Raw genomic sequence first — 21,811 nt, 5'->3', positions numbered from 1 at the left:
TCAGGCCCGGCGCAGCAGCACACCGGCCACCACGCACAACAGCATGGCCAGCCCCGCCAGCAAGAAGGCATCGCTGTAGGCCAGCAGCAGGGCGTCGCGGTGCAGCACCTTGTCCACCATGCCCAGGGCTTGCTGGCGCAGGGGCGCCAGCGCCGCCGAATGCAGGGCCGTTGCGTACTCCACCGGTGCCTGGGCCAACAGGCGCACCAGTTCCACCAGGCGCTCCTGGGTGGCCTGGGCGAACAGGCTGACGGATTCGCCAATGCGCTGGGCGTGGAGTTTCTCGCGCTCCACCACGATCTGGCTGGACAGCGCGATACCGATGGCCCCGCCGACGTTACGCACCATGGAGAACAGTCCGGAGGCCGAGCCCACCTGGTCCTTTTCCAGCCCCTGGATCGCCATCACCCCCAGCGCCACCACCACCAGCGACTGGCCGATACCACGCACCACCAGCGAGGGCACGATGACGTTCACCGAGGCATCGGGGTTGAGGTGGATGTTCATCAGGCAGCCGATGCCAGTGATGGCGAACCCGGCAATGATGATGGTGCGGGCGCTGGTCCAGCGCATCAGCCGCGGGGTGGCGAACGACATGACGAACTGGATCAGGCCGTAGGGAATCATCATCAGGCCGATCTGCCGGGCGTTGTAGCCGTGGATCTGGGCAAAGTAGTTGGGCACCAGGAACACCACGCCGAACACCACCGCACCGAAGGTGAATTGCATCAGGCTGGCAATGCCGAAGTTGTAGCGCCCCAAGAGGCGCAGGTTGATCAACGGCTGCTCGCGACGCAGTTCGATGGCCACGAAGGCCAGCAGGCCGACCGTGGCCAGGATCGCGCAATGGCTGATGAAGCTTGAGGCGAACCAGTCGTAACGGCCACCCTCCTCCAGCATGATCTGCAACGCCGAGAGGCCCACGGCCATGCTGGCGATGCCGCCCCAGTCACCCTGGCGCAGCTTTGCCAGGACCATGGGCTGGGGCCGCACCGACCAGCCGATGGCCGCCAGCAGCAACAGCCCCGGCGGCACTTGCAGGTAGAAGATCCAGCGCCACGAATAGGCATCGGTGAGCCAGCCGCCCAGGGACGGTCCCGCGGCCTGGGCGACATTGTTGGCCACGGCGAACAGGGCCATGCCCATGGGATGCCGGGCCGCCGGCAGCTCGGTGACAATCAGCTGGAACGACAGGGGAATCAGCACCCCGCCAAAGGCCCCTTGCAGCACCCGGGCAAAGATCAGGCTGTGGATGTTCGGCGCCAGGGAACAGGCGATCGAAAACAGCACGAAACCGGCGGTGCCGACCATCAGCACCCGGCGCATGGAAAACACCGAAACCAGCCAGCCAGTCATGGGAATGATGATGATCTCCGCCACCAGGTAGGCGGTGGTGATCCACGACCCCTCCTCGAAAGTCGCCCCCAGGGAGCCACGCACGTCCGGCAGGGAAGCGTTGGTCACGTGCACGTTCATCCCGGCCATGAAGCAGCCCACCACGCTGCCCAGCACCGCCACCCAGGTGCGCAGGGAGATTGCCTGTGCGGCGGCCTCGCCGGTGCCTTCCGATACGGCCTGGGCACTAGTCATGACGGGTGTCCACGGTCACCACCACCGACATCCCGGGGCGCAGCTGCGCCTGTCGCGGCTGCCCCGGATCGAGGCGGATGCGCACCGGCATGCGCTGCACGATCTTGGTGAAGTTGCCGGTGGCGTTGTCCGCCGGCAACAGGGCGAATTCGGCGCCGGAAGCCGGGGCGAAACTCTCCACCCGTCCCTCCAGTACATGGCCGCCCAAGGCGTCGACCTCGACCCGCGCCGCTTGCCCGGGGCGCATGCCGTCGACCTGGGTTTCCTTGTAGTTGGCCACCACATAGGCGTCCTCAGGCACCACCGCCAACAGCGGCGCGCCGACTTCGACGTACTGCCCCAGGCGCAGGCGCCGCTGGCCGGCGATACCGTCCACCGGGCTGCGGATCAAGGTGCGAGCCAGATTGATGCGGGCCAGTTGCCGCTGGGCCGTGACCCGGGCCACGCCCGCTTCGAGCTTGTCCAGTTGCGCCCGGGCGCTTTGCTGTTCGGTATCGAGCACCTGTACCTGCTGGCGCCGCGCGGCCAGGCTGGCGCGGGCCGCGCCCAGGGCGGCATCGGCCTGACGGGCCAGGGCGGCGGCGTTTTCCAGTTGCTGCACGCTGCTGACTTGCTGGCTGGCCAGGTGCTGCTGCCGCCGCCCTTCCTGGCCGGCCCGTTGTGCCTCGGCCTCGGCGGCGCCGACCCGGGCCTGGGCTTCGGCGATCAGGCTCTGCTGCTGTTGCTGGCGGGCGGCCAGATTGGCCAGCCGCGCCTGCCCGGCACGCTGTTCGGCCTGGGCCTCGCGCAGCGCCGCTTCCGCCTGTTCGACCCGGGCCCGGTAGTCGCTGTCGTCGATCCGCGCCAGCAGGTCGCCAGCCTTGAGCGGCTGGTTGTCCCGGACCTCGACCGCCACCAGGTAGCCGGCGACCCGGGGCGCGATGGTGACGATGTCCGAGCGCAGGTAGGCATCGTCGGTCTCCACCAGGAAACGCCCGTTGAACCACCAGCGCAGGCCCCAGGCCAGAACCAGCAGCAACACCAGCGCCAGCCCGGCATAACCGAGTAAGCGACGGCGGGTGACGGCTTGCGCCGGGAAAGCGGGAACAGGGGTCTGGGTCATTGCAAAGGCTCGTTGGGGGTTCGCGGGAAAGGGTTGGCCGCAGCCCGGCTCGGCTGCGGCAGGACAATCGGCGGCGCGCTGCGCCAGCCGCCGCCCAGGGCCTTGAACACCAGCACCTGGGTATCGATGACGGCGGCATCGGCCTGCGCTGCCGCGGCCCGGGTACGTACATCGGTGCGCTGGGCATCGAGGTAATCCAGGGCCGTGGAGGCACCGGCGGCCCTGGCTAGCCCGGCCAGGCGCAAGGCCTGGTGGTCACGTTCGGCTGCCAGGTGCAGGGCTTGCTGGCGCTGCAACGCGGCCTGGTAGTCGCTCAGGGCCTGTTGCTGCTCCTTCAGGGCCGCCAGGATGCTGCGGTCGAAATCCGCCAGTGCCGCGCTTTCTCCGGCGCTGGCCTGGGCGATGCGGGCGCGGGCGGCATTGAGGTTGGGCAAGCTCCAGGACAACAGCGGCCCCAGTTGCCAGACCGACGCATCACGGTCATCGAAACCCGCGGGGTGGTGCGCCGACGTGAAGACCCCGGCCCCCAGGCTGACCCTTGGATAGAGATCGGCCCGAGCCACGCCGATGCGCGCCGTGGCCGCCGCCAGCCGGCGCTCGGCCTGGCTCACGTCGGGACGCCGACGCAGCATGGCCAGGGCATCGCTCTGGGGCATGGGCGAACCCAGGCGCGGGGCCTGGTGACAAGCCTGGGCCGCCGCCGGTGCATCACCCGGGGGGCGCCCCAGCAAGACGGCCAGTTCGGCCAGGGCCCGCTGCCGCCCGGCCTGCAGCGGCGGCAGGCTGGCCTGCACCTGGCCCACCAGGCCTTCGGCGCGCACCACATCCAGGGTCACCGCGGCGCCGGCCCGATACAGCCGGGCGCTCAGGGTGCGGCCCTGCTCCACCAGCGCCAGGGACTCGCCCGCCACCTGCAGGCGCTGGCCGTAGCTGCAAGCCTGCAACCAGGCGCGGGTGGTTTCTGCGGCCACCACCACCCGCAGGCCATCTTCGGCGGCCCGGGCCGCCTCGGCATCGGCCCGGGCGGCATCGGCCAGGCCGTGCAGGCGGCCGAACAGGTCGGCCTCCCACTGCACATCCAGGCCGACCCCATAGCGGCTGCCGGTGCGGATGTGCTGGCTGTCCTGCAAGGCGGCTTCCAGCTGGTCGTCGGCGGTACTGCCGTAGCCGGCGCGGGCCGTCACCTGGGTGGAAGGCTGGCGCAGGGTATCGGTTTCGCGCAGCAGCGCCCGGGCTTGCAGCAGGTTGGCCGCGGCCATCCGCAAGTCGCGGTTCTGGCTCAGGGCTTCCTGTACCGCGGCATTGAGCCCAGGGTCACGGTAGAGCTGCCACCACTGGTCGAGCCCCTGCTCGGCCATTGCGTCCAGGTGGCTCACGGGCAGGGGCACAGTGCTGCCGGGCGGCCGTTCCGGCCCCAGGGTGCAACCGGCCAACAGGGCGCACAGGGCCCATGCAGGCCTCGGGTAAATGGGCATGGGAAGTACTCACGGATTCGAAGCGCCTACTTTAGAAAGGCCAGCTGGCGACCGTCTAACGAGAACTTCTTTTCGATTATCGCGAAATGGTCAACCTTGATCCCAAGCGCGGCCCTTCCGGCCTGGGCCCACAGCCCCAGGCTGTCGGCCAGCTGAACGAACTCACACTGGCCCTGCTGGCGCCAGTGGCCATGGATACAATTTGAAACACCCCCTACCCAGCCGATCGGATCGCCATGACCGAAGACTTCGATGTGCCCAGCCCCCACGAAAAGCACCTGGAACACGTGAGCGAACATGCCCACGCGCGCAGTGACCGCTTCGCCAGCAAGATCGCGGTGATGACGGCGATCATGGCCACCCTGGGAGCGCTCCTGAGCTATCAGGCCGGCTCCTCGGAAAGCCTGGCGGCGATGGACAAGAACAATGCCGCGATGAAAAAGACTGAAGCCGCCAACCAGTGGAGCTACTACCAGGCCAAATCCAGCCGGCAGAACCTGGCGGAGCTGGCGACCCACATTCCCGGAGTCGATGCCGCGCACTACGGCATCGAAGCCCAGCGCTACCAGAAGGAAAAGGAAGCGGTGCGCCTCAAGGCCGAGGCCCTGGAAGCCGAGGCCCGGGACTGGGACGAGCAATCGGAAGCCGCGCTGCACCAGCACCATCGCTGGGCCCAGGCGATGATGGCGATCCAGATCGCCATCTCGATGGCGGCCATCACCCTGCTGACCCGCAAGGAATGGCTGAAGAAGCTCGCCTACGGCGCGGCCGGCGGCAGCGTGCTGCTGGGCACCCTGGCCTGGCTGCACATCTAGAGCCCCCTGCCGGCCCCCGGAACCTGCCAGCCGATGCGTCTCTTGAATCTCACCGGGCTGTCGCAGTTTGCGAAAAACTGCCGCCGCGCAAGCCCCGGTGCTGCGCCCCAGGCCCCGCCATAGTGGGGCCGCGGCGCCTGGGTGGAACTGGCACAGCCATTGCGAAAGCCCCTGCCTCACCTACAACAAGAGGCTTCGCCATGGCTATTGCCCCACTGCTCGCCGCTACCACGGCCTTTATCCAGCGCGCCCCGCGCATGCTGATCGGTGCCCACTGGACCGAGGCCGGCGACGGCCAGACCATGCCCCTGCGCAACCCCGCCACCGGCGAACAGCTGTGCCTGGTGCCCCGGGCCACGGTGGACGATGTCGATCGCGCAGTGCTCGCCGCACGCCAGGCCTTCGACGATTCGCCCTGGACCCGCACCCGCCCCCGGGAGCGGCAGAACCTGCTGTGGAAACTCGCCGACCTGATGCAGCGCGACGCCGAACTGCTGGCCCAGCTGGAATGCCTGAACAACGGCAAGAGCGCCGCCGTGGCCCAGGCCATGGACGTGCAACTGTCCATCGATTTCTTGCGCTACATGGCCGGCTGGGCGACCAAGATCGAGGGTTCAAGCGTCGAGGTCTCGCTGCCCCTGATGCCTGACGATCAGTTCCACAGTTTCATCCGCCGCGAAGCCGTGGGCGTGGTCGGCGCCATCGTCGCCTGGAACTTCCCGCTGCTGCTGGCCTGCTGGAAACTCGGCCCGGCCCTGGCCACCGGTTGCACCCTGGTGCTCAAGCCCGCCGATGAAACTCCGCTCAGCGCCCTGAAACTGGCCGAGCTGGTGCAGGAAGCCGGCTACCCCGACGGCGTGTTCAACGTAGTCACCGGCACCGGCATCACCGCCGGCAGCGCCCTGACCCGCAACCCCCTGGTGGACAAGCTGACCTTCACCGGCTCCACCGCCGTGGGCAAGGAAATCGGCAAGATCGCCATGGACTCCATGACCCGGGTGACCCTGGAACTGGGGGGCAAGTCGCCAACCATCGTCATGGCCGACGCCGATCTGGCCAGCGCCGCGGCCGGGGCTGCCAGCGCGATCTTCTTCAACCAGGGCCAGGTGTGCTGCGCCGGTTCCCGGCTGTATGTGCAGCGCAAGCATTTCGACAAGGTGGTAGCCGACATCGCCGGCATCGCCAATGCCATGAAGCTGGGCAATGGCCTGGACGCCAGCGTCGAGATGGGCCCGCTGATTTCCGCGCGCCAACAGGAGCGGGTCTATCGCTACATCGAGATGGGCCGCGAAAGCGGCGCCACCATCGCCTGCGGCGGCGAACAGTTCGGCCCGGGGTATTTCGTCAAGCCGACGGTGATAGTGGATGTGGACCAGAAGCATTCGCTGGTGCAGGAAGAGATCTTCGGCCCGGTGCTGGTGGCCATTCCTTTCGACGATGAGGCCGACGCCCTGCGCATGGCCAACGACAGCCCCTACGGCCTGGGCGCGAGCATCTGGTCCAACGACCTGGCGGCGGTGCACCGGATGATTCCGCGGATCAAGTCCGGTTCGGTGTGGGTCAACTGCCACAGTGCCCTGGACCCGGCACTGCCGTTTGGCGGCTACAAGATGTCCGGGCTTGGCCGGGAAATGGGCCACGCGGCCATCGAGCACTACACCGAGTTGAAATCAGTGCTGATCAAGCTCTGATCCGCCCCGCGCCAACCGCCCCACCCGGGGCGCCGGAGGTGGTCCGGCGCCCCCCGACGACCGCCCTGTTCGCCGTGCAAAGCACTGCTACGCTCAGCCCGAGCCGGCTGGCCACCTCGTTTGAAGAGCCTGGGCTCATCCCCCCACAACGCCTCATCACCACCGAAAACCCGAGGAAAGCATCATGGGATCAAATGGAAATGATCACGATTACATCCAGTGCGGCTGCCACAACCCCGTCTGGGAAGCCTTGAAAGACACCCTCGACCCCGCCAGCTATATCGCCAGCCACCCCAACGCAGCACAGGGCCCGGCCAGGGACGCGAACGGCGAGTCCCTGGTGTTTCATGACGGCATCATCTACCCCTTGCGCGACGGCAACATGGATGAGCGGGTCGAAGCCCTGGGCATCCATGCCGGCGACGTGGTCGCCGCGGGCACCCTGGCCGCCGTCGAAGCCCGCATGCAGGCCCTGGGCATCGACTACAAGAAGCAGTCGCTGCACGGCAAGACCCTGCTGCCCGGCCTGGTCGAGCCCCACGCCCACATCGTGCAGAGCTGCGCCATGGATGGCTGGCTGAACCTGGGCGCCATCGAGCCCGACGACGGCGATAGCCAGCAGGCGCCAGAGAAAAACAGCCAGCGCCTGCGGCCGCTCTATACCTGGGGCTGGCTGAAGCAAACCATCCAGAACAACCTCCCCGAAGACAGCACGAGTTGGGTCCTCGGGCACCTGGTCGATCCGGCGCTGATGCCGTTCAAGGTGGTGCCGGGCGGCCTGAACCAACTCATGACCCTGCAATGTGGCGACACGCCCGAAGAGGGCTACCTGGACACCATCGAGGCCAAGCGGCCGATGCTGCTGATCAGTGCCTCCATGCACACCGCCTACATGAACACGGCGGCTCGGGATCTGGTGCATGAAAGAACCGGGGTCATGGTGGAGAACGGCGTGCTGCAGGAAACCCAGATAGTGGCCGGGATCCTGTCGATTCCCGCCAGGCAGAAGCTTGCAATGCTGAAGATCTTCGAGCGGCTGGACACCTTCTTCGCCACCGCGGCCAGCCGCGGGATCACCCTGCTGTACGACGCGATGATGGACCCCTTGTCGAAGCTGGTATTGAACGCCTACTTCCTGTCCCACCCCAGAACGCTGCGGATCGGCTACGCCGCCGCCTGCAACAACTCGCTCGAAGCCCTCAAGCTGCTGCCGGACTATCGGCCGGCCACGCGGGAAGAGGCCAGGCACATGTATCAGGGCTCGATCAAGGTGATCTCGGACGGGTCCAACCAGGGGTTGACCGGCTATCAGGTCGCGCCCTACTGCTGCGAGACCGCCCGCCCGGTGGGCAACTTCAATCTGTGCGACAAGGGCGAGGACACCCCGAAAACACTCCCGGTCAAATACCAGGAATTTATCCACGCGGCGGTGAAAAAAGGTTGGCCGCTGATGATCCATGCCAACGGCGACCAGGCCATCGAATTCACTCTGCAGGCCTATGACCTGGCCCTGCAGGGCCAGAGCGGCCTGGACAAGCGCCATCGCATCGAACATTGCTCGCTGCTGAGCAAAAGCACCCTGGAAACCATGCAGCGCCTGGGCCTGTCACCGAGCTTTTTGATTGGCCATGTCGGCTACTGGGGCTACGCCTTCGATAAAGCCATTTTCGAAAAGAAGGCACACAACATGCTCGACCTCTGCAAATCGGCCCTGGACCACGAGCTGCGGATTTCCCTGCACAGCGACTATTCCGTGACCCCACTGGGGCCCCTGCGTTCGATGGAGCAGGCGGTGACCCGCAAGATGGAAGGCATCCGCAATCATGACAACCTGTTCGTCCATGACCCGCGCCTGCAACCCATCCTCAATGAGGGCCAGTGCCTGACCCGCAAGCAGGCGCTGAAAGCCATCACCTACGACGCTGCCTGGCAGTGCCATGCCGAGGCCTGGACCGGCTCCCTGCAGGACCAGAACTTCGCCGACTTCGTGATCCTCGAGCAGGACCCACTGGACGAGAAGTTCCCGGCCACCCGGATTCGCGACATCAAGGTCTGCGAAACCTGGAAAGGCGGCCAGCGGGTGTACCTCAACCCCCGTAGCTGACCAGTGCAAGCCCGGGGGCTGCGCCAGCTCCCGGTGCCCCCTGTAGGAGCCGGCTTGCCGGCGAAAAAGACCGCAGGTTCACTCCGGTGGATGGCCGCTGCGCGGTTCGCGAGCAAGCTCGCTCCTACGATCCCCGTTCAGGGGCGGTAGCCTTGGGCCAGCAACCAGCTGCGTATCAGCCGATTCTGGTCCGGTCTCAGTTGCGCCAGGGCCTGGGCCGCCCCCTGGCTGCGCAAACGGCGCAACAGCGGCGCCAGTTCCACGCCCTGTACATGCCAGATGCCCAGGGGCTGGTCCGGGGTGATCACCACTTCGGCTTCATCCACCAGGCCGTCGCGCAGCACCGGGGCGCGCTCGATGCGCAAGGCCGAAAAGTCCACGGCACGGTGCGCCGGCTGGCAATCCGGCCACTGCCGGCGGGCCTGCCAGAACGGCTGCTCGGGCCAGCGTTGCTCGTCGGCGTAGAAGTCCCGGCCGATGCGCGCAAAACGCAGGAACAACTGTTCCACCCGCTGCCCGTGAAAACGCTGCGCCAGCGCTGCACGTTGCGGCTGCTGCAGCAAGGTGTTGATCACCGCCGGGGCCTGCAACGCCGAGGACAGGGATTGGAAAATGCCGTTGCCGGATAAAGGGTCCACGGCCATGGCCGCATCGCCGACCCGCAGCCAGTTCGCGCCACAGGCCTGGGGGTTGAGGATCGCCGTGCTGCTGCGGGCATGCAGGTGCAATTGCTGCTCCTGGCCACCGGCAAAGAATTCCCGGGCCATGGCCGAGCCCAGACGGCGCTGGCGACAGTACTCCAGCAACTGCGCCTTGCCCGGCAGCCCGGCGCTCTCCACATCCAGGGTCAGTTGCCAGTAGCACTGGCCGTCCTCGCGCCGGGCCATCCAGGCCCAGCCGTCCTCCAGGCTGTGCACCGCGCTGGCGGCGCTGCCGCCAGGGCCCTGCCAGCGGTTGAGCAGGCTGACGGTTTCCGGGCCGCGCAGGCCCTTGCCGCCCCCCTGGCGCAAGGCTTTGTCCAGCACCGGCGCCTGCCGGCCACGGGCCTCCACCAGGAACTCGCCGCGCACCTCGCCCTGCCCTTGCACCTGGACCCGATGCCCGGCCTCGCTGGACTGCACCCCCAGCACCCGGCCCTCGATCAGCTTGACCTGCGCTTCGCGCAAGGCCTCCCGCAGGCCGCGGTCGAAGGCCGGGCGATCCAGCAGGTATTCGATGTTCTGCGCATGTTCTGCACCGTTCCATGCCACCCGCCGCTGGGACGGTTGCAGGGCCTGGGCCAGCGCCTGTTCCAGGCCGGCACCGCGCAAGGCTTCAAGCACCCGCTGCGAGGCCCCTTCCAGGGCCGGAAAGCGTCGCCAGTCGCTGACCAGGGTCACCGGGTAGCCGAGGCGGCGCAGCCCCAGGGCCACTGCGGCCCCGGCCGGCCCCGCGCCGAGGATCAGGATGGTGTGCATGGCTGTTGCCGGCGTTCCGGCCCCTGGTAGTGGGCGTTGTCCTGCAGCCACTGCCGGACCTGGGCCTTGTCGGCTTGCGGGTGGGTACCCAGGTAGGCCGCGATATGCCCGCTCAGGGCCGCGCACCCCAGGCTGGCGCCGGATTGCCCCGGGCTGCTGCCGCGCACGCAGGCGGCGAAATCAGCCTGGGCGGTGTTCAGCCATGACCACTGCTGCGCGCTGCATCGCGCATCGCCGGTGACGCGCAGCACCCCGGGGTAACTGGCCGGAAACACCGCCTCGCCCTGGGCCGGGCTGGATGCGCACAACAGCACCCCGCGGGCCTCGGCCGCGGCACAGGCCTGGCGCAGCAGATCGCGATCCTGGCGCAGGCCCAGGCTCAGGTTGATCAGGCGCACGTCCTGCGCAAGCAACCAGTGCAGCGCGGCGCTGACTTGCGCGGCGCTGGTGACTGCGCGCCGGTCGAACACCTGGGCCACATAGACCTGCGCCGTCGGCGCGCGCTGGCCGATGGCCTCGATGATCGCGCTGCCATGGCCCAGGGCATCTTCCTGCAAGGGGCCATGGCCTATCCCTTCGGGCTGCAGGAAGAAGCGTCGTCCGCCCGCCACCCGCTGATGGGCGGCATGGCCGCTGTCGATCACGCCGATGCGCAGCTCAGGCTTCATGGGCCACCTCCAGCGCATGCAGTACGCCATCGCGCAATTCGAAGCGCAGTTCGGCATCGGCCAGGGTCGAGGGTCGGTGGCTGATGAGGATCCGCGTGCGCCCGGCGAACAGGTGGTCGATGGCCTCGATCACCTCGCGCTCGGTGGCCTCGTCCACCGCCGAAGTGGCTTCGTCCAGCACCAGGATCATCGGGTCCTGGAGCAGCGCCCGGGCAATGGCGATGCGTTGTTTCTGGCCGCCGGACAATTGCTGGCCGCGCTCCCCCAGGGGGCTGTCCAGGCCTTCGGGCAGGGACTCGATCAGCCCTTGCAACTGCGCCAGCCGCGCCACCTCGGCCACGGCTTCGCGGCTGGCATCGGGCACGCTGTAGGCCAGGTTGTCCGCCAGGCTGCCGCGAAACAGCACGATGTCCTGGCTGACCACCGCCACCCGCCGGCGCAACTGCGCCAGGTCCAGCTGGCGCAGGTCGACGCCGCCCAGCAGCACCTGCCCGGACTGGGGGTCGTGATGGCGCTGCAACAGGTCGATGAGCGTGCTTTTGCCTGCGCCCGAGGTGCCGCTGAGGGCCACTTTGCGGCCGTAGGGAATACGCGCCTCGATGCCCTGCAGGGTCGAGCCGCGGCCCGGGTGGCAAAAGTGCACTGCGTGAAAATGCAGCTCGCCCTGCTCCGGCACCGGCAGCGGCGCCTCGGGGTTGCTGATGCCCGGTTCCTCGCCACGCAGTTCCATGACCCGGCCGAGGCTCACGGTCATGCGCTGGATTGCCACATACAGGCCCAACAGGCTCTGCACCGGGCCCACCGCCATGCCCAGGTAGGTGGAAAAGGCAATCAGCGCCCCCAGTTGCCAGGTGCCCTGTACCACCCAGTAGCCGCCGATCAGGAAGGCGCAGGCCCGGGACAACGAGGTCAGGGTACCGGGCACCGCCTGGGTGAAGAACTCGGTGACTTGCAGTTTCAGCAGCTGTTGCAGGTAGCCCTGGCCAAGGCCATCCAGGCGCCGGGCCTCGCGCTGCTGCTGGCCGGCGCTCTGGATGAACTTCATCACCGGCAGGGTTTCCACCATGAACGAGGACATGTCCGCGGAACGCTCGCGCAACTGACGTACATCGCGCTCCACCTTGCGCCGCATCCAGCGCAGCCAGAGCACATCCAGGGGAATCAACACCAGGGCCAGCAGCGAGAGTTGCCAGGACAGGGTCAGGAGCATGGCCAGGGCGACGACAAGACCGATCACGCTGGACACTGCGGAGAACAGCGAGTCCACAGCAAAGCGCTGGATCTCCGCCACATCGCCATCCAGGCGCGACATCAGGTCGCCGATTCGCCGTTGACCGTAGAAGCTTGGCGACAGCCGTTGCAGATGGCGGTAGAGATCGTCGCGCAGGGCAAACAGGATGCGTCCGGACAGGCGCGTATGCAGGTAGCGATTGACCCCGGACAGCAGCGTGCCCAGCAGACCGGCGAGGATCATCAAGCCGGCGATCAGCACCAGTCTGGAGAAGTCCCGGGCCAGCAGGCCGTCGTCGATCAGCAGCTTGGTCAGCCAGGGCTGCACCAGCACCAGCAATGAGGCGCACACCGACAGCCCCAGCAGGCCGCCGATGGCCAGTCGATGGGGCCGCACGAAGCTGTAGAGCCAGCCCAGGGCGGCACTCAGGGCCTGAGGGTCGCGGCTGTCCACCAGCCGGGTGATCAGGCGCCGCATCAGGCGCGCAACTGTTTGAGCTTGCGGTACAGGGTCGCGCGGCTGATGCCCAGAGCGTCCGCTGCCGCCGAGACATTGCCCTGGTGGTTGTCCAGGGCACTGCGGATCAGCTCCAGCTCGTTCTCGCGGATGCTCCCGGTCTGCGGTCGGGCACTGGCATTGAGGTCATCGAGCATGCTGTCGGGCAGGTGCTCCAGGCCGATGTGGCACTCACCGTCTTCGCGCAGGGCCAGGGCTGTGCGCAGGACCATCTCCAGCTGGCGGATATTGCCCGGCCAGTGGTAGTCCGCCAGCAGCCGACGCAGCTCATCGCTAAGGCTCACCTGGGCGCCACCGAGCTTGGCCAGCAAGCTGTCCACCAGGGGCTGCAGGTCTTCGCGTTCGCGCAGGGCCGGCAACAGCACGCTGATGCCATTGACCCGGTAGAACAGGTCTTCGCGAAAAGCCTTGTCCTGCACCTGCTGCTTGAGGTCGCGGTGGGTGGCGCAGATCAGGGCGATGTCGATGTCCTGTTCTTCGCCGGCCCCCAGGGGCGCCACCTTGCGGTCCTGCAGCACGCGCAGCAGGCGGGCTTGCAGGGCCAGGGGCATGTCGCCGATCTCATCGAGGAACAGGGTGCCGCCGTGGGCCTGTTGCAGGCGCCCGATCATGCCGCCACGACGCGAGCCGGTGAAGGCGCCTTCGCGATAGCCGAACAGTTCCGACTCGATCAGGCCTTCGGGGATCGCCGCGCAGTTGACTGCGACAAAGGGTTTCTCGGCGCGGCTGCCGGCGCGGTGCAGGGCCCGGGCCAGGACTTCCTTGCCGGTGCCCGTTTCGCCCAGTAGCAACACCGGCAGGTCATTGGCCAGGCCCTGACGGGCCATGCGCAAGGTGCGGGCGTAACGGCTGTTGCCCCCGGCCAGGGCTTCCAGGTCCTGGGGCATGGCTGCGGCTTTCGGAGCGCTGCGTGGCGCGCGGTGCAGGTTGAGCGCTGGCTGCGGCGCCCGCAGGGCCTTGTAGAACAGCTCGCCCTTGGCGGTTTGCAGGCTACCCACGGCGCCCTGTTGCAGGCGTGCGAGCAGTTGCAGGCCATCGACCCCGAGGAACTCTTCGCAGCGCCGGCCCACCAGGGCTGCGCGCGAGGTGTTGAGCAACTGGCAGGCCTGGCCGCTGACCGCGAGGATCTGCCCGCCCAGGCTCAGGGCCAGCAGCCCCTGCCACGGTGATTCGAGGTATTGCCGGCGGCTGTGGAAGGCCAGGACGATCTGCTCCGGGTAGGTGGCATGGAACACCCGGGCTTCGATCTGGCTGACCGCCATGGCCAGCAGCGCGGTGCTGTCCTGGGCCCGGCCCAGGGGGCCTTCGCGGGTCAGGTCGAGCACCCCGAGAATCTCGCCCTGGGGGCACTGGATGGGCACCGAGGTGCAGGAGAAATGGCTGAGACGGTCCAGGTAGTGCTCGCCGCAGTCGATCAGGGTCGGCCGGGCCTCCACCAGGGCCGTGCCCAGGGCGTTGGTGCCGCGGGTGGCTTCGCTCCAGCAGGCGCCAAGGGTGATGTCCTGCACGCCGCTGTCCTTGAGACGGTCGGCGCGGCCTTCGATGGCCAGGATGGTGGCGTCGGCATTGGCCAGGATGATCATCCCGTCCTTGCCCTGATGCTGGCTCAGGTAGTCGATGGCCGGGATCGCCGCGTCCAGCAACAGGCGGTTGCTGGCCAGCAGCACTTCGAGGCTGGCGCTGGATTCCAGGGTCAGTTGGTGCTGGCTGCCAAAGTGCACGCCATGGCTGAGGCTGCGCCGCCATGAGGCATCGATTTCCGCACGCAGAACCCCGTCGGGGATCTGGCCTTCCAGGTGCAGCCGTTCCCGGGCCAGCCGGGCTTCGTGTTGCTGCTCACCCTTTATTGTTTTTATAAGAGTCATCAAGCGCTCCGAATCGGTCCGCCCGCTGCATCCCGCTCCACTCCCTTGGATTGCGCGAAGCACGCAAGCCGTGGTCAATGTCTACACCGGGTTCAGGGGGCAGTAAAGGGGCTTTGCCCGAATCATCGGGCAGCCCTGAATTGCTTACCCTGTCATTGGAGATCAAGCAAAACCTGCGCCAGTGGTACGGGCGCCCGAGCATCTTGACGTTAACGTAAAGCAAATGGCAAGTACCGCACGCCCCCTCCCGTTGGCACTGGCCTGCCAGCGAAGAAGGCCCCGAGACGAGCGCAGGACTTGAGACCCCTTAGCCGGCAGGCCGGCTCCTAAGACGAATGCATGCCAGCTTGTGCAGGAGCTGGTGGTGCCTACAGGGCCCAGGCGCCAGAGTCTGCGAAGAAGGCGCGGGCGTTGTCTTCCAGGCTTTCCAGGTGATAGCCGCCTTCCTGGACGATCAGGCACGGCAGGCCCAGGCTGCGGATTCGCTGGCCAAGGATGGCGAAGCCGTCCCGGGTCACTGCCACCTTGCTCTGCGGGTCGAGTTCATAGATATCGAACCCCAAAGACAGCACCAGCACCTCGGCATCGAACGCCTTCACCGCCACCAGGGCCTGTTCCAGACGGGCGAGGAAATCCCCTTCGCTGGCGCCATGGGCCATCGGCAGGTTGAGGTTGTAGCCCTCCCCCGCCCCGGCGCCACGCTCCTCGGCGAACCCGGCCACCCCCGGGTAGAAGTTGGTCGGGTCGCCGTGCACCGAGACATACAGCACATCGGCGCGCTCGTAGAAGATTTCCTGGATGCCCTGGCCGTGGTGCATGTCGGTGTCCAGCACCGCCACCCGGGCGTATTTGTCCCGCAGGACCTGGGCGGCGATCGCCGCATTGTTCAGGTAGCAGAAGCCCCCGGCCGCCTCGGACCGGGCGTGGTGGCCCGGCGGGCGGCACAAGGCGTAGGCCGCCGGCTCACCGTCGAGCAACGCCTGGGCCCCGGCGACGGCACTTTGCGCTGACCAGTAGGCTGCACGCCAAGTCGACTCACCCACCGGACAACTGCCATCGGCCAGGTAGCACGCGGCCTGGGCCAGGACCCCGCGCAGGGCATTGGGCTCACGCACGAAGATGTTGGACATCACCTCATCACCCCAGTCTTCGGGGATGTCCTTCCAGCCCTGGTGCGCATCCTGCAGGAACGCCAAGTACGGCGCGCCGTGTACCGCCAGCAACGGTGCCATCCCGGCATCCCGTGGCTGCTCGACGGCAAAACCCAGGGAGTGTGCGGCCTGCACCAGGCGCTGGGCGCGCTCCGGCACCTCCTGGGGTATGCGCATCTGGCCGCGCGAGTAGTAGCTGCGTGGATGGTGGAGCAACTGTTCGGGGTGGAAAAAACTGCGCATGACCTTCTCCTTATTCAACCTGGCCAGCACGGGCCAGCACGGCGTTAAGCAATACATCGGCGCCCTGGCGCACGTCCTCGGGCAACACGTCTTCGGCTTCGTTGTGGCTCAGGCCACCGACACAGGGAATGAACACCATAGCCGTCGGGCAGTAGCGGGCCAGCAAGATGGCGTCATGGCCAGCGCCGCTGACGATGGACTGCTGAGGGTAGCCCAGGCCATCCACCGCCTGCTGCACCGCCGCCACGCACTCGGCATCAAATGGCGTGGCCGGGCTGACCCAGTGCCGGCTGATACTGACCTTGAGCCCGCGCTGGCTGGCGATGGCCAGCAGGCGTTCCTCCACCTGCTGCTCCATGGCGGCGATCTGCCGATCCTGGTGGTGGCGCAGGTCGACGGTGAAGTTCACCAAGCCGGGAATGGTGTTGCGCGACGACTTGGCGATGCTCAGCTCACCCACGGTGGTCAGGCCCTGGGGGGCAAAATCCGCTGCCAACTGCTCCACCGCAAGAATCATCTGCGCCGCGCCGTACAGCGCATCCTTGCGTAGCGGCATCGGCGTGGTGCCGGCGTGGGCCGCCAGGCCTTCGACCTGCACATCGAGCCAGCGGATGGCCTGGCCGCCGCTGACCACGCCGATGCTCTTGGCGTTGTCTTCAAGGATCGGGCCCTGTTCGATATGGGCTTCGAAGTAGGCATCCACCGCTGCGCCCAGGGGCCGGCTGCCGGCATAACCGGTGCGCTGCAGGGCCTGGGCGACGCTGATGCCATCGGCGTCACGCACCGCCAGGGCGGCGTCCAGGGCCATGACCCCGGTGAACACCGCCGAGCCGAACATCGCCGGGGTGAAACGCGCGCCCTCCTCGTTGGTCCAGACCGCCACTTCCAGGGGTTTGCGGGTCTGGATCCCGAGGTCATTGAGCGTGCGTACCACTTCCAATCCGGCCAGCACACCGTAGACCCCATCAAAGCGCCCGCCTTCGGGCTGAGTGTCCAGGTGGCTGCCCATCATTACCGGGGCAGCGTCCGGGTCGCTACCTGGGCGCCGGGCAAACAGGTTGCCAATGGGGTCGACGCTCAGGCTCATGCCGGCCTCGGTGCACCAGTGGGCAAACAGTTCGCGACCGGCCCGGTCTTCATCGCTCAAGGCCAGGCGGCAGCTGCCGCCACGGGCCGTGGCACCGATTTCGGCCATGGCCATCAGGCTCGCCCAGAGGCGCTGGCCATTGATTTTCAACATCTTCAGATTCTCCAGACAATCAGGCGTGGGATGCCATTTCCAGGCGATGGGCGTGAGCGTGCCGGCGTGCCAGGGCCAGCACGCAGATCAGCGAAACGGCAGCGATCAGGCTGTAGAACACCGCCATCGGCCACCATTGGCCAATAAACCGATGGGCCAGCCAGGTGCCGATCAGCGGGGTCAGGCCGCCGGCCAGGGCACCGCAGACCTGATAGGCCAGGGAGATCGCGGTGTAGCGCACCCGGGTCTCGAACATGCCGCTGACGTAACCGGCGATCACCGCATAGAAGGAAGCCATGCACACCACCGCCAGGGCGATGCCGAGGATCATCAGCGGCGCCTGCCCGGAACTCACCAGCACGAACATCGGATAGGGCGAGGCCATGGCCAACAGCGACACCAGGCAGAGAAAGCGCGTGGCGCCGATTTTCTCGGCGGTCCAGGCGGCCAGGGGCTGGATGCAGAACTGGATGAGCGCCACTACGAACAGGCATTCAAGGATCAGTGAACGGGGTATCTCCAACTGCTGGGTGGTGTAGGCAATCATGAAGGTGTTGGTGAAATACACCCCGGCGATTCCCAGGGTATTGGCGCCGATGCACAGCAGCAGCGGGCGCCAGGCTGTGCGCAGCACTTCCATCACCGGTGCCTGTTCCTTGCGCACCGATTTGGCCGCCTGCTCGCGGCTGGCGAGAAACTCCGGTGACTCGTTGACCCCCAGGCGAATCGCCAGGCCTACCAGCAGCAGCAACGCACTGGCGAGGAACGGCAGGCGCCAGCCCCAACTCATCAACGCGTCCTCGGGCAGGCGGGTCACGGCGCTGAAGGCCAGTAGCGAGAGGATCAATCCCGCCGGGCTGCCCAATTGGGCGAAGGAGGCGAAGAAGTTGCGCCGGCCCTTGGGCGCATGTTCACCGGCCATCAGCACCGCACCGCCCCACTCGCCTCCCACGGCAATGCCCTGGACGATGCGCAGCAGGATCAACAGCACCGGGGCCAGGGCGCCGATCTGTGCATAAGTTGGCAGCAGGCCGATGCAGACCGTGACCACGCCCATCATCAGCAGGGTGATGACCAGGGATTTCTTGCGGCCGATGCGGTCGCCGATATGGCCAAAGATGATGCCCCCCAAAGGTCGGGCGAAGAAGCCCACGGCAAAGGTGCCGAAGGCGGCCATGGTGCTGAACAGCTTGTCGTCGGAGGGGAAGAACAAGGCACCGAACACCAGCGCCGCGGCGGTGGCGTAGATATAGAAGTCGTACCATTCGATCATGGTGCCGATAAAGGCGGCGGCCGCAGCCCGGCGAGGCTGAGGCGAAGCGGAAGGCTTCATGGTTGGCTCCCTTGATTATTTTTTTGGCAGGAGGAAGGGTCGGGCGCAGGGGCTTCTGCTGGCACCTGTCTGGGGTGGATTTATCCGTTCCGGGGGATAATTAGTCAATTTTCTATTGGTTATCTCGATTATTATCCTGGCTTATTATTCAGCTACAGCCCGAACCAGAGCCCCTGCCATGTCCGACCGCGATGCCCGCCGCCTGCTCAATGACCGCCTCGACTGGAACCTGTTGCGCACCTTTCGGGTGATTGGCCAGGAGCTGAGCATCAGCCGTGCAGCGGCGCGCCTGCACTTGACCCAGCCGGCGGTCAGCCAGGCCCTCAAGCGCCTGGAAGAACAACTGGGCCGGCAGTTGATTGCCCGGCGCGGCCCACGCTTTGCCCTGACCGAAGTGGGTGAGCAGATTTTCGCACTGGCCGGAGAGATCTACGGCCAGATGTCCCAGGTCAGCAGCATGCTGGAACAGCCCGCCGACGAAGTGATCGGCAAAGTGCGGCTGTTGATCATCAGCCGGATCTTCAGCGAACGTTTCGACGACTTCCTGGCCGACTTCCATCGTCAGCACCCGCGGGTCGATCTGGAGGTGGAAGTGATGCGCAGCTCGGATATCGTCAGCGCCCTGCAGGAAAAGACCGCGACCCTGGGCTTGAGCCTTAACCGCCGGCCACAGCCGCGCCTGGAACAGCGGCTGTTCCTGCGTCAGCGCTATGCGTTTTTCTGCGGCAAGCACCACCCGCTGTTCGGCCGCGGGGATGTGGCCGAGGGCGATCTGCAACGGGAGAACTTCGTCAGTTTCACCAGCGACCAGATCGGCGGCATGCTCTCGCCGCTGACCATCTTCCGTGACCAGCAGGGCTTCAGCGGACGCATCGTCGCCTCATCCCCGAGCCTGGAGGAAGTACGGCGCCTGGTGATCGCCGGGTTTGGCATCGGCTGCCTGCCGGAGCATGTGGTGGCCGCCGATGTCGACGCCAGGCTGCTGTGGCGCCTGCCGCCACACGAAGGCATTGCCGATGTCGACATTCACCTGCTGTGGAACCGCGAGCAGCGCATGAGCCGGGCCGAGGTACTGTTTTTGCAGAGCATCCAGCACATGCTCAGTCAGCATGAGCCGGCGCCGGGTAGCCTGATGTTGAAATGATTCAGACGTGGGGATCGCCAGGGGCCTTGGCCGGGGCTGCGTACTGCGGCTTGAGGTGGCCGTTCTGGTCCAGTAGCCAGGCGTCCATGATCTGCCGCACCACGGGGCCGGCCACCCGACCACCGGCTTCGCCGTTCTCGATCATCACCGAAATCACGATCTGTGGATGCTCCGCCGGGGCGAAGCCCACGAACAGGGCGTTGTCACGGTTGCGCTCGCGGGTCTTGAGACGGTCATAGCGCTCGCCCTGCTTGATCGCCACCACCTGGGCCGTACCACTCTTGCCGGCGATGCGGTACTGCGCCCCTGCTGCCGCGGCGCGGGCGATACCGCGGGGATCGTGCATCACCATCTGCATGCCGTGGTTGACCTGATCCCAGTCACGGGGATTCTTCAGCAGGATGTTGGGCATCGGATGCTCATCCACCGGGGCCACGCCATCGATGGTCTTGGCCAGGTGCGGACGGTTCCACACGCCCTTGTTGGCAATCAGCGCGGTGGCCTGGGCCAGTTGCAGCGGCGTGACTTGCATATAGCCCTGGCCGATGCCGAGGATCACGGTTTCCCCCGGGAACCATGGCTGGCGACGGGTGGCGCGTTTCCAGGCCTGGGAGGGCATCAGGCCGGGAGACTCTTCGAACATGTCCAGAGAGACCTTCTCGCCCAGACCGAACATCGCCATGTAGTCGTGCAGGCGGTCGATGCCGAGCTTGTGCGCCAGGTCATAGAAGTAGGTGTCGTTGGAACGCATGATCGCTGCGTCCATGTCCACCCAGCCATCGCCGCTGTGGTTCCAGTTGCGGTACTTGTGGTCGAAGTCCGGCAGTTGGTAATAGCCCGGATCGAAGACCCGGGTCGAAGCGGTAACCACGCCGCTATCGAGGCCGGCAATCGCCACTTCCGGCTTGATGGTGGAGCCCGGCGCGTAGAGGCCCCGCAGCACTCGGTTGAACAGGGGCCGGTCGATGGAGTCGTGCAGCGCAGCGTATTCCTTGAAGCTGATGCCGGTGACGAACAGGTTGGGGTCGAAACTTGGCTTGCTGACCATGGCCAGGACTTCGCCGGTGGCCGGGTCCAGGGCCACCACGGAACCACGGCGATCGCCCAGGGCCTCCTCAGCGGCTTCCTGGAGCTTGATGTCCAGGCTCAGGACGATGCTCTTCCCGGGGATCGGATCGGTGTGCTTGAGCACTCGCATCACCCGGCCCTGGGCGTTGGTTTCTACTTCCTCATAGCCGACATGACCGTGCAGTTCGGCTTCGTAGAATTTCTCGATGCCGGTCTTGCCGATGGATTGGGTGCCACGGTACTCCACCGAGTCCAGGGTCTTGGCTTCTTTCTCGTTGATCCGCCCGACGTAACCGATGGAGTGGGCAAAGTGTGCGCCCAGGGGATAGTGGCGGACGAACTGGGCTTCCACGTCCAGGCCGGGCAACCGGTATTCGTTGACCGCGAGCACGGCGATCTGCTCTTCGGTGAGCTCATAGAACAGGGTCACGGGGACGAAGGGATGACGGGCCTGCTTCATCTCCTTGTCGAACAGCGTGCGGTCTTCCGGGGGCAAGTGCAGCAGATCGACCACGGTGTCCAGCTCGCCCTTGAGGTCGGTGGTGCGTTCGCGAGTGATCGTCAGGTTGAAGCTGGGGCGGTTGTCCGCCAGGACCACGCCGTTGCGATCGTAGATCAGCCCCCGGGTGGGAGTGATCGGCAGCACATGGACGCGGTTGTTCTCGGAAACGGTGGAGTGGTAGTCGAACTCCACCACTTGCAGAAAATACATCCGCGCCACCAGGGCGCAGGTGATGGCCACCACCAATACGGCACAGGCCAGCAGCCGTTTGTTGACCAGGCGGCTTTCTTTCTCGTGGTCCTTGATCGGAATCGCTTCGGGCATTGCTACAGCTTCTCGGTGAATAGAGGTCGACGCTGTTCCGTGCGGATGAACTCAAGTCCTTTAAAAAGAGCTGCACCATACCAAAAACCACCCACGGACTTTGAGGGGATTTCCATCGCGGCTGATCAATGGCGCCTTGGCGGCTACTTGGATAGCGCAAGTTTTTCCACGCGCAAAAACAAAACCCCAACTGCATGTGCAGTTGGGGTTTCGGAATTTAATCTTGACGATGACCTACTCTCACATGGGGAAACCCCACACTACCATCGGCGATGCATCGTTTCACTTCTGA

General features: G+C 66.3%; 15 protein-coding genes. 4 read left to right on the top strand and 11 right to left on the bottom strand.

All coding sequences use genetic code 11. The features are described from left to right. From M2395_RS00075 to M2395_RS00065, 3 genes are read right to left on the bottom strand one after another with little or no spacing between them, the layout of a single operon-like run. Positions 1-1,590, bottom strand: a complete 1,590-nt coding sequence (locus tag M2395_RS00075; protein WP_011062406.1) for a DHA2 family efflux MFS transporter permease subunit — start codon at positions 1,588-1,590, stop codon at positions 1-3. Next, the gene (locus tag M2395_RS00070) at positions 1,583-2,692 is read right to left on the bottom strand and encodes an HlyD family secretion protein (protein WP_077934556.1); all 1,110 of its coding nucleotides are present in this window, start codon (positions 2,690-2,692) and stop codon (positions 1,583-1,585) included. Before M2395_RS00070 ends, M2395_RS00075 begins: the two co-directional genes overlap by 8 nt. After that, entirely contained in the window at positions 2,689-4,167 is a 1,479-nt protein-coding gene (locus M2395_RS00065) for an efflux transporter outer membrane subunit (RefSeq protein ID WP_123431494.1), read from the bottom strand. Before M2395_RS00065 ends, M2395_RS00070 begins: the two co-directional genes overlap by 4 nt. Positions 4,168-4,403: 236 nt before the next feature. Here M2395_RS00065 and M2395_RS00060 point away from each other — a divergent pair, with 236 nt between their 5' ends. The 3 genes from M2395_RS00060 (at position 4,404) to M2395_RS00050 (ending at position 8,777) form a co-directional block, all read left to right on the top strand. Continuing rightward, positions 4,404-4,982: a DUF4337 domain-containing protein gene (locus M2395_RS00060; RefSeq protein WP_015636450.1), complete on the top strand. Its 579-nt coding sequence runs from the start codon at positions 4,404-4,406 to the stop codon at positions 4,980-4,982. 200 nt (positions 4,983-5,182) lie between these two features. Further along, complete coding sequence (locus M2395_RS00055; protein ID WP_015636451.1) at positions 5,183-6,673, top strand: aldehyde dehydrogenase; 1,491 nt, start codon at positions 5,183-5,185, stop codon at positions 6,671-6,673. Between the two features lie 184 nt (positions 6,674-6,857). After that, positions 6,858-8,777, top strand: coding sequence for an amidohydrolase (locus M2395_RS00050; RefSeq protein WP_077934559.1), 1,920 nt, complete (start codon positions 6,858-6,860; stop codon positions 8,775-8,777). Positions 8,778-8,914: 137 nt separating this feature from the next. Here the strand turns inward: M2395_RS00050 and M2395_RS00045 are convergent, their stop codons facing one another. From M2395_RS00045 to M2395_RS00015, 7 genes are all read right to left on the bottom strand, one after another. Further along, the gene (locus M2395_RS00045; protein WP_123431493.1) at positions 8,915-10,234 is read right to left on the bottom strand and encodes an NAD(P)/FAD-dependent oxidoreductase; all 1,320 of its coding nucleotides are present in this window, start codon (positions 10,232-10,234) and stop codon (positions 8,915-8,917) included. After that, the gene (locus M2395_RS00040; RefSeq protein ID WP_123431492.1) at positions 10,219-10,902 is read right to left on the bottom strand and encodes a S8 family serine peptidase; all 684 of its coding nucleotides are present in this window, start codon (positions 10,900-10,902) and stop codon (positions 10,219-10,221) included. Before M2395_RS00040 ends, M2395_RS00045 begins: the two co-directional genes overlap by 16 nt. Then, a complete protein-coding gene (locus M2395_RS00035; protein WP_011062415.1) occupies positions 10,892-12,610 on the bottom strand; it encodes an ABC transporter ATP-binding protein in 1,719 nt (572 codons plus the stop codon). Before M2395_RS00035 ends, M2395_RS00040 begins: the two co-directional genes overlap by 11 nt. Then, positions 12,610-14,514, bottom strand: coding sequence for a sigma-54-dependent Fis family transcriptional regulator (locus M2395_RS00030; RefSeq protein ID WP_053152959.1), 1,905 nt, complete (start codon positions 14,512-14,514; stop codon positions 12,610-12,612). The genes M2395_RS00035 and M2395_RS00030 overlap by 1 nt, the downstream gene beginning before the upstream one ends. A gap of 368 nt (positions 14,515-14,882) precedes the next feature. Beyond that, a complete protein-coding gene (locus M2395_RS00025; protein ID WP_015636457.1) occupies positions 14,883-15,908 on the bottom strand; it encodes a histone deacetylase family protein in 1,026 nt (341 codons plus the stop codon). Positions 15,909-15,918: 10 nt separating this feature from the next. Continuing rightward, the gene (locus M2395_RS00020) at positions 15,919-17,148 is read right to left on the bottom strand and encodes a Zn-dependent hydrolase (protein WP_123431491.1); all 1,230 of its coding nucleotides are present in this window, start codon (positions 17,146-17,148) and stop codon (positions 15,919-15,921) included. 19 nt (positions 17,149-17,167) lie between these two features. After that, positions 17,168-18,481, bottom strand: a complete 1,314-nt coding sequence (locus tag M2395_RS00015; RefSeq protein WP_053159600.1) for an MFS transporter — start codon at positions 18,479-18,481, stop codon at positions 17,168-17,170. A 178-nt stretch (positions 18,482-18,659) separates the two neighbouring features. Here M2395_RS00015 and M2395_RS00010 point away from each other — a divergent pair, with 178 nt between their 5' ends. Then, positions 18,660-19,625, top strand: coding sequence for a LysR family transcriptional regulator (locus M2395_RS00010; RefSeq protein WP_015636460.1), 966 nt, complete (start codon positions 18,660-18,662; stop codon positions 19,623-19,625). Between the two features lies 1 nt (position 19,626). Here M2395_RS00010 and mrdA read toward each other — a convergent pair whose 3' ends face one another. Continuing rightward, positions 19,627-21,519, bottom strand: a complete 1,893-nt coding sequence (gene mrdA, locus M2395_RS00005) for a penicillin-binding protein 2 (RefSeq protein WP_011062421.1) — start codon at positions 21,517-21,519, stop codon at positions 19,627-19,629. Between the last annotated feature and the right edge of the window lie 292 nt (positions 21,520-21,811).

The organism is Pseudomonas sp. BIGb0176 (assembly GCF_024810175.1).
Lineage (GTDB): Bacteria > Pseudomonadota > Gammaproteobacteria > Pseudomonadales > Pseudomonadaceae > Aquipseudomonas > Aquipseudomonas protegens.
This window is presented reverse-complemented; position numbering and strand designations above follow the sequence as displayed.

What these genes read in the sequence shown, in the direction of transcription:
- M2395_RS00040 (WP_123431492.1), bottom strand. Translation starts at nt 10,902, where the DNA reads ATGAAGCCTGAGCTGCGCATCGGCGTGATCGACAGCGGCCATGCCGCC.
- M2395_RS00070 (WP_077934556.1), bottom strand. Translation starts at nt 2,692, where the DNA reads ATGACCCAGACCCCTGTTCCCGCTTTCCCGGCGCAAGCCGTCACCCGC.
- M2395_RS00075 (WP_011062406.1), bottom strand. Translation starts at nt 1,590, where the DNA reads ATGACTAGTGCCCAGGCCGTATCGGAAGGCACCGGCGAGGCCGCCGCA.
- M2395_RS00015 (WP_053159600.1), bottom strand. Translation starts at nt 18,481, where the DNA reads ATGAAGCCTTCCGCTTCGCCTCAGCCTCGCCGGGCTGCGGCCGCCGCC.
- M2395_RS00020 (WP_123431491.1), bottom strand. Translation starts at nt 17,148, where the DNA reads ATGTTGAAAATCAATGGCCAGCGCCTCTGGGCGAGCCTGATGGCCATG.
- mrdA (WP_011062421.1), bottom strand. Translation starts at nt 21,519, where the DNA reads ATGCCCGAAGCGATTCCGATCAAGGACCACGAGAAAGAAAGCCGCCTG.
- M2395_RS00060 (WP_015636450.1), top strand. Translation starts at nt 4,404, where the DNA reads ATGACCGAAGACTTCGATGTGCCCAGCCCCCACGAAAAGCACCTGGAA.
- M2395_RS00055 (WP_015636451.1), top strand. Translation starts at nt 5,183, where the DNA reads ATGGCTATTGCCCCACTGCTCGCCGCTACCACGGCCTTTATCCAGCGC.
- M2395_RS00010 (WP_015636460.1), top strand. Translation starts at nt 18,660, where the DNA reads ATGTCCGACCGCGATGCCCGCCGCCTGCTCAATGACCGCCTCGACTGG.
- M2395_RS00030 (WP_053152959.1), bottom strand. Translation starts at nt 14,514, where the DNA reads ATGACTCTTATAAAAACAATAAAGGGTGAGCAGCAACACGAAGCCCGG.
- M2395_RS00025 (WP_015636457.1), bottom strand. Translation starts at nt 15,908, where the DNA reads ATGCGCAGTTTTTTCCACCCCGAACAGTTGCTCCACCATCCACGCAGC.
- M2395_RS00035 (WP_011062415.1), bottom strand. Translation starts at nt 12,610, where the DNA reads ATGCGGCGCCTGATCACCCGGCTGGTGGACAGCCGCGACCCTCAGGCC.
- M2395_RS00065 (WP_123431494.1), bottom strand. Translation starts at nt 4,167, where the DNA reads ATGCCCATTTACCCGAGGCCTGCATGGGCCCTGTGCGCCCTGTTGGCC.
- M2395_RS00050 (WP_077934559.1), top strand. Translation starts at nt 6,858, where the DNA reads ATGGGATCAAATGGAAATGATCACGATTACATCCAGTGCGGCTGCCAC.
- M2395_RS00045 (WP_123431493.1), bottom strand. Translation starts at nt 10,234, where the DNA reads ATGCACACCATCCTGATCCTCGGCGCGGGGCCGGCCGGGGCCGCAGTG.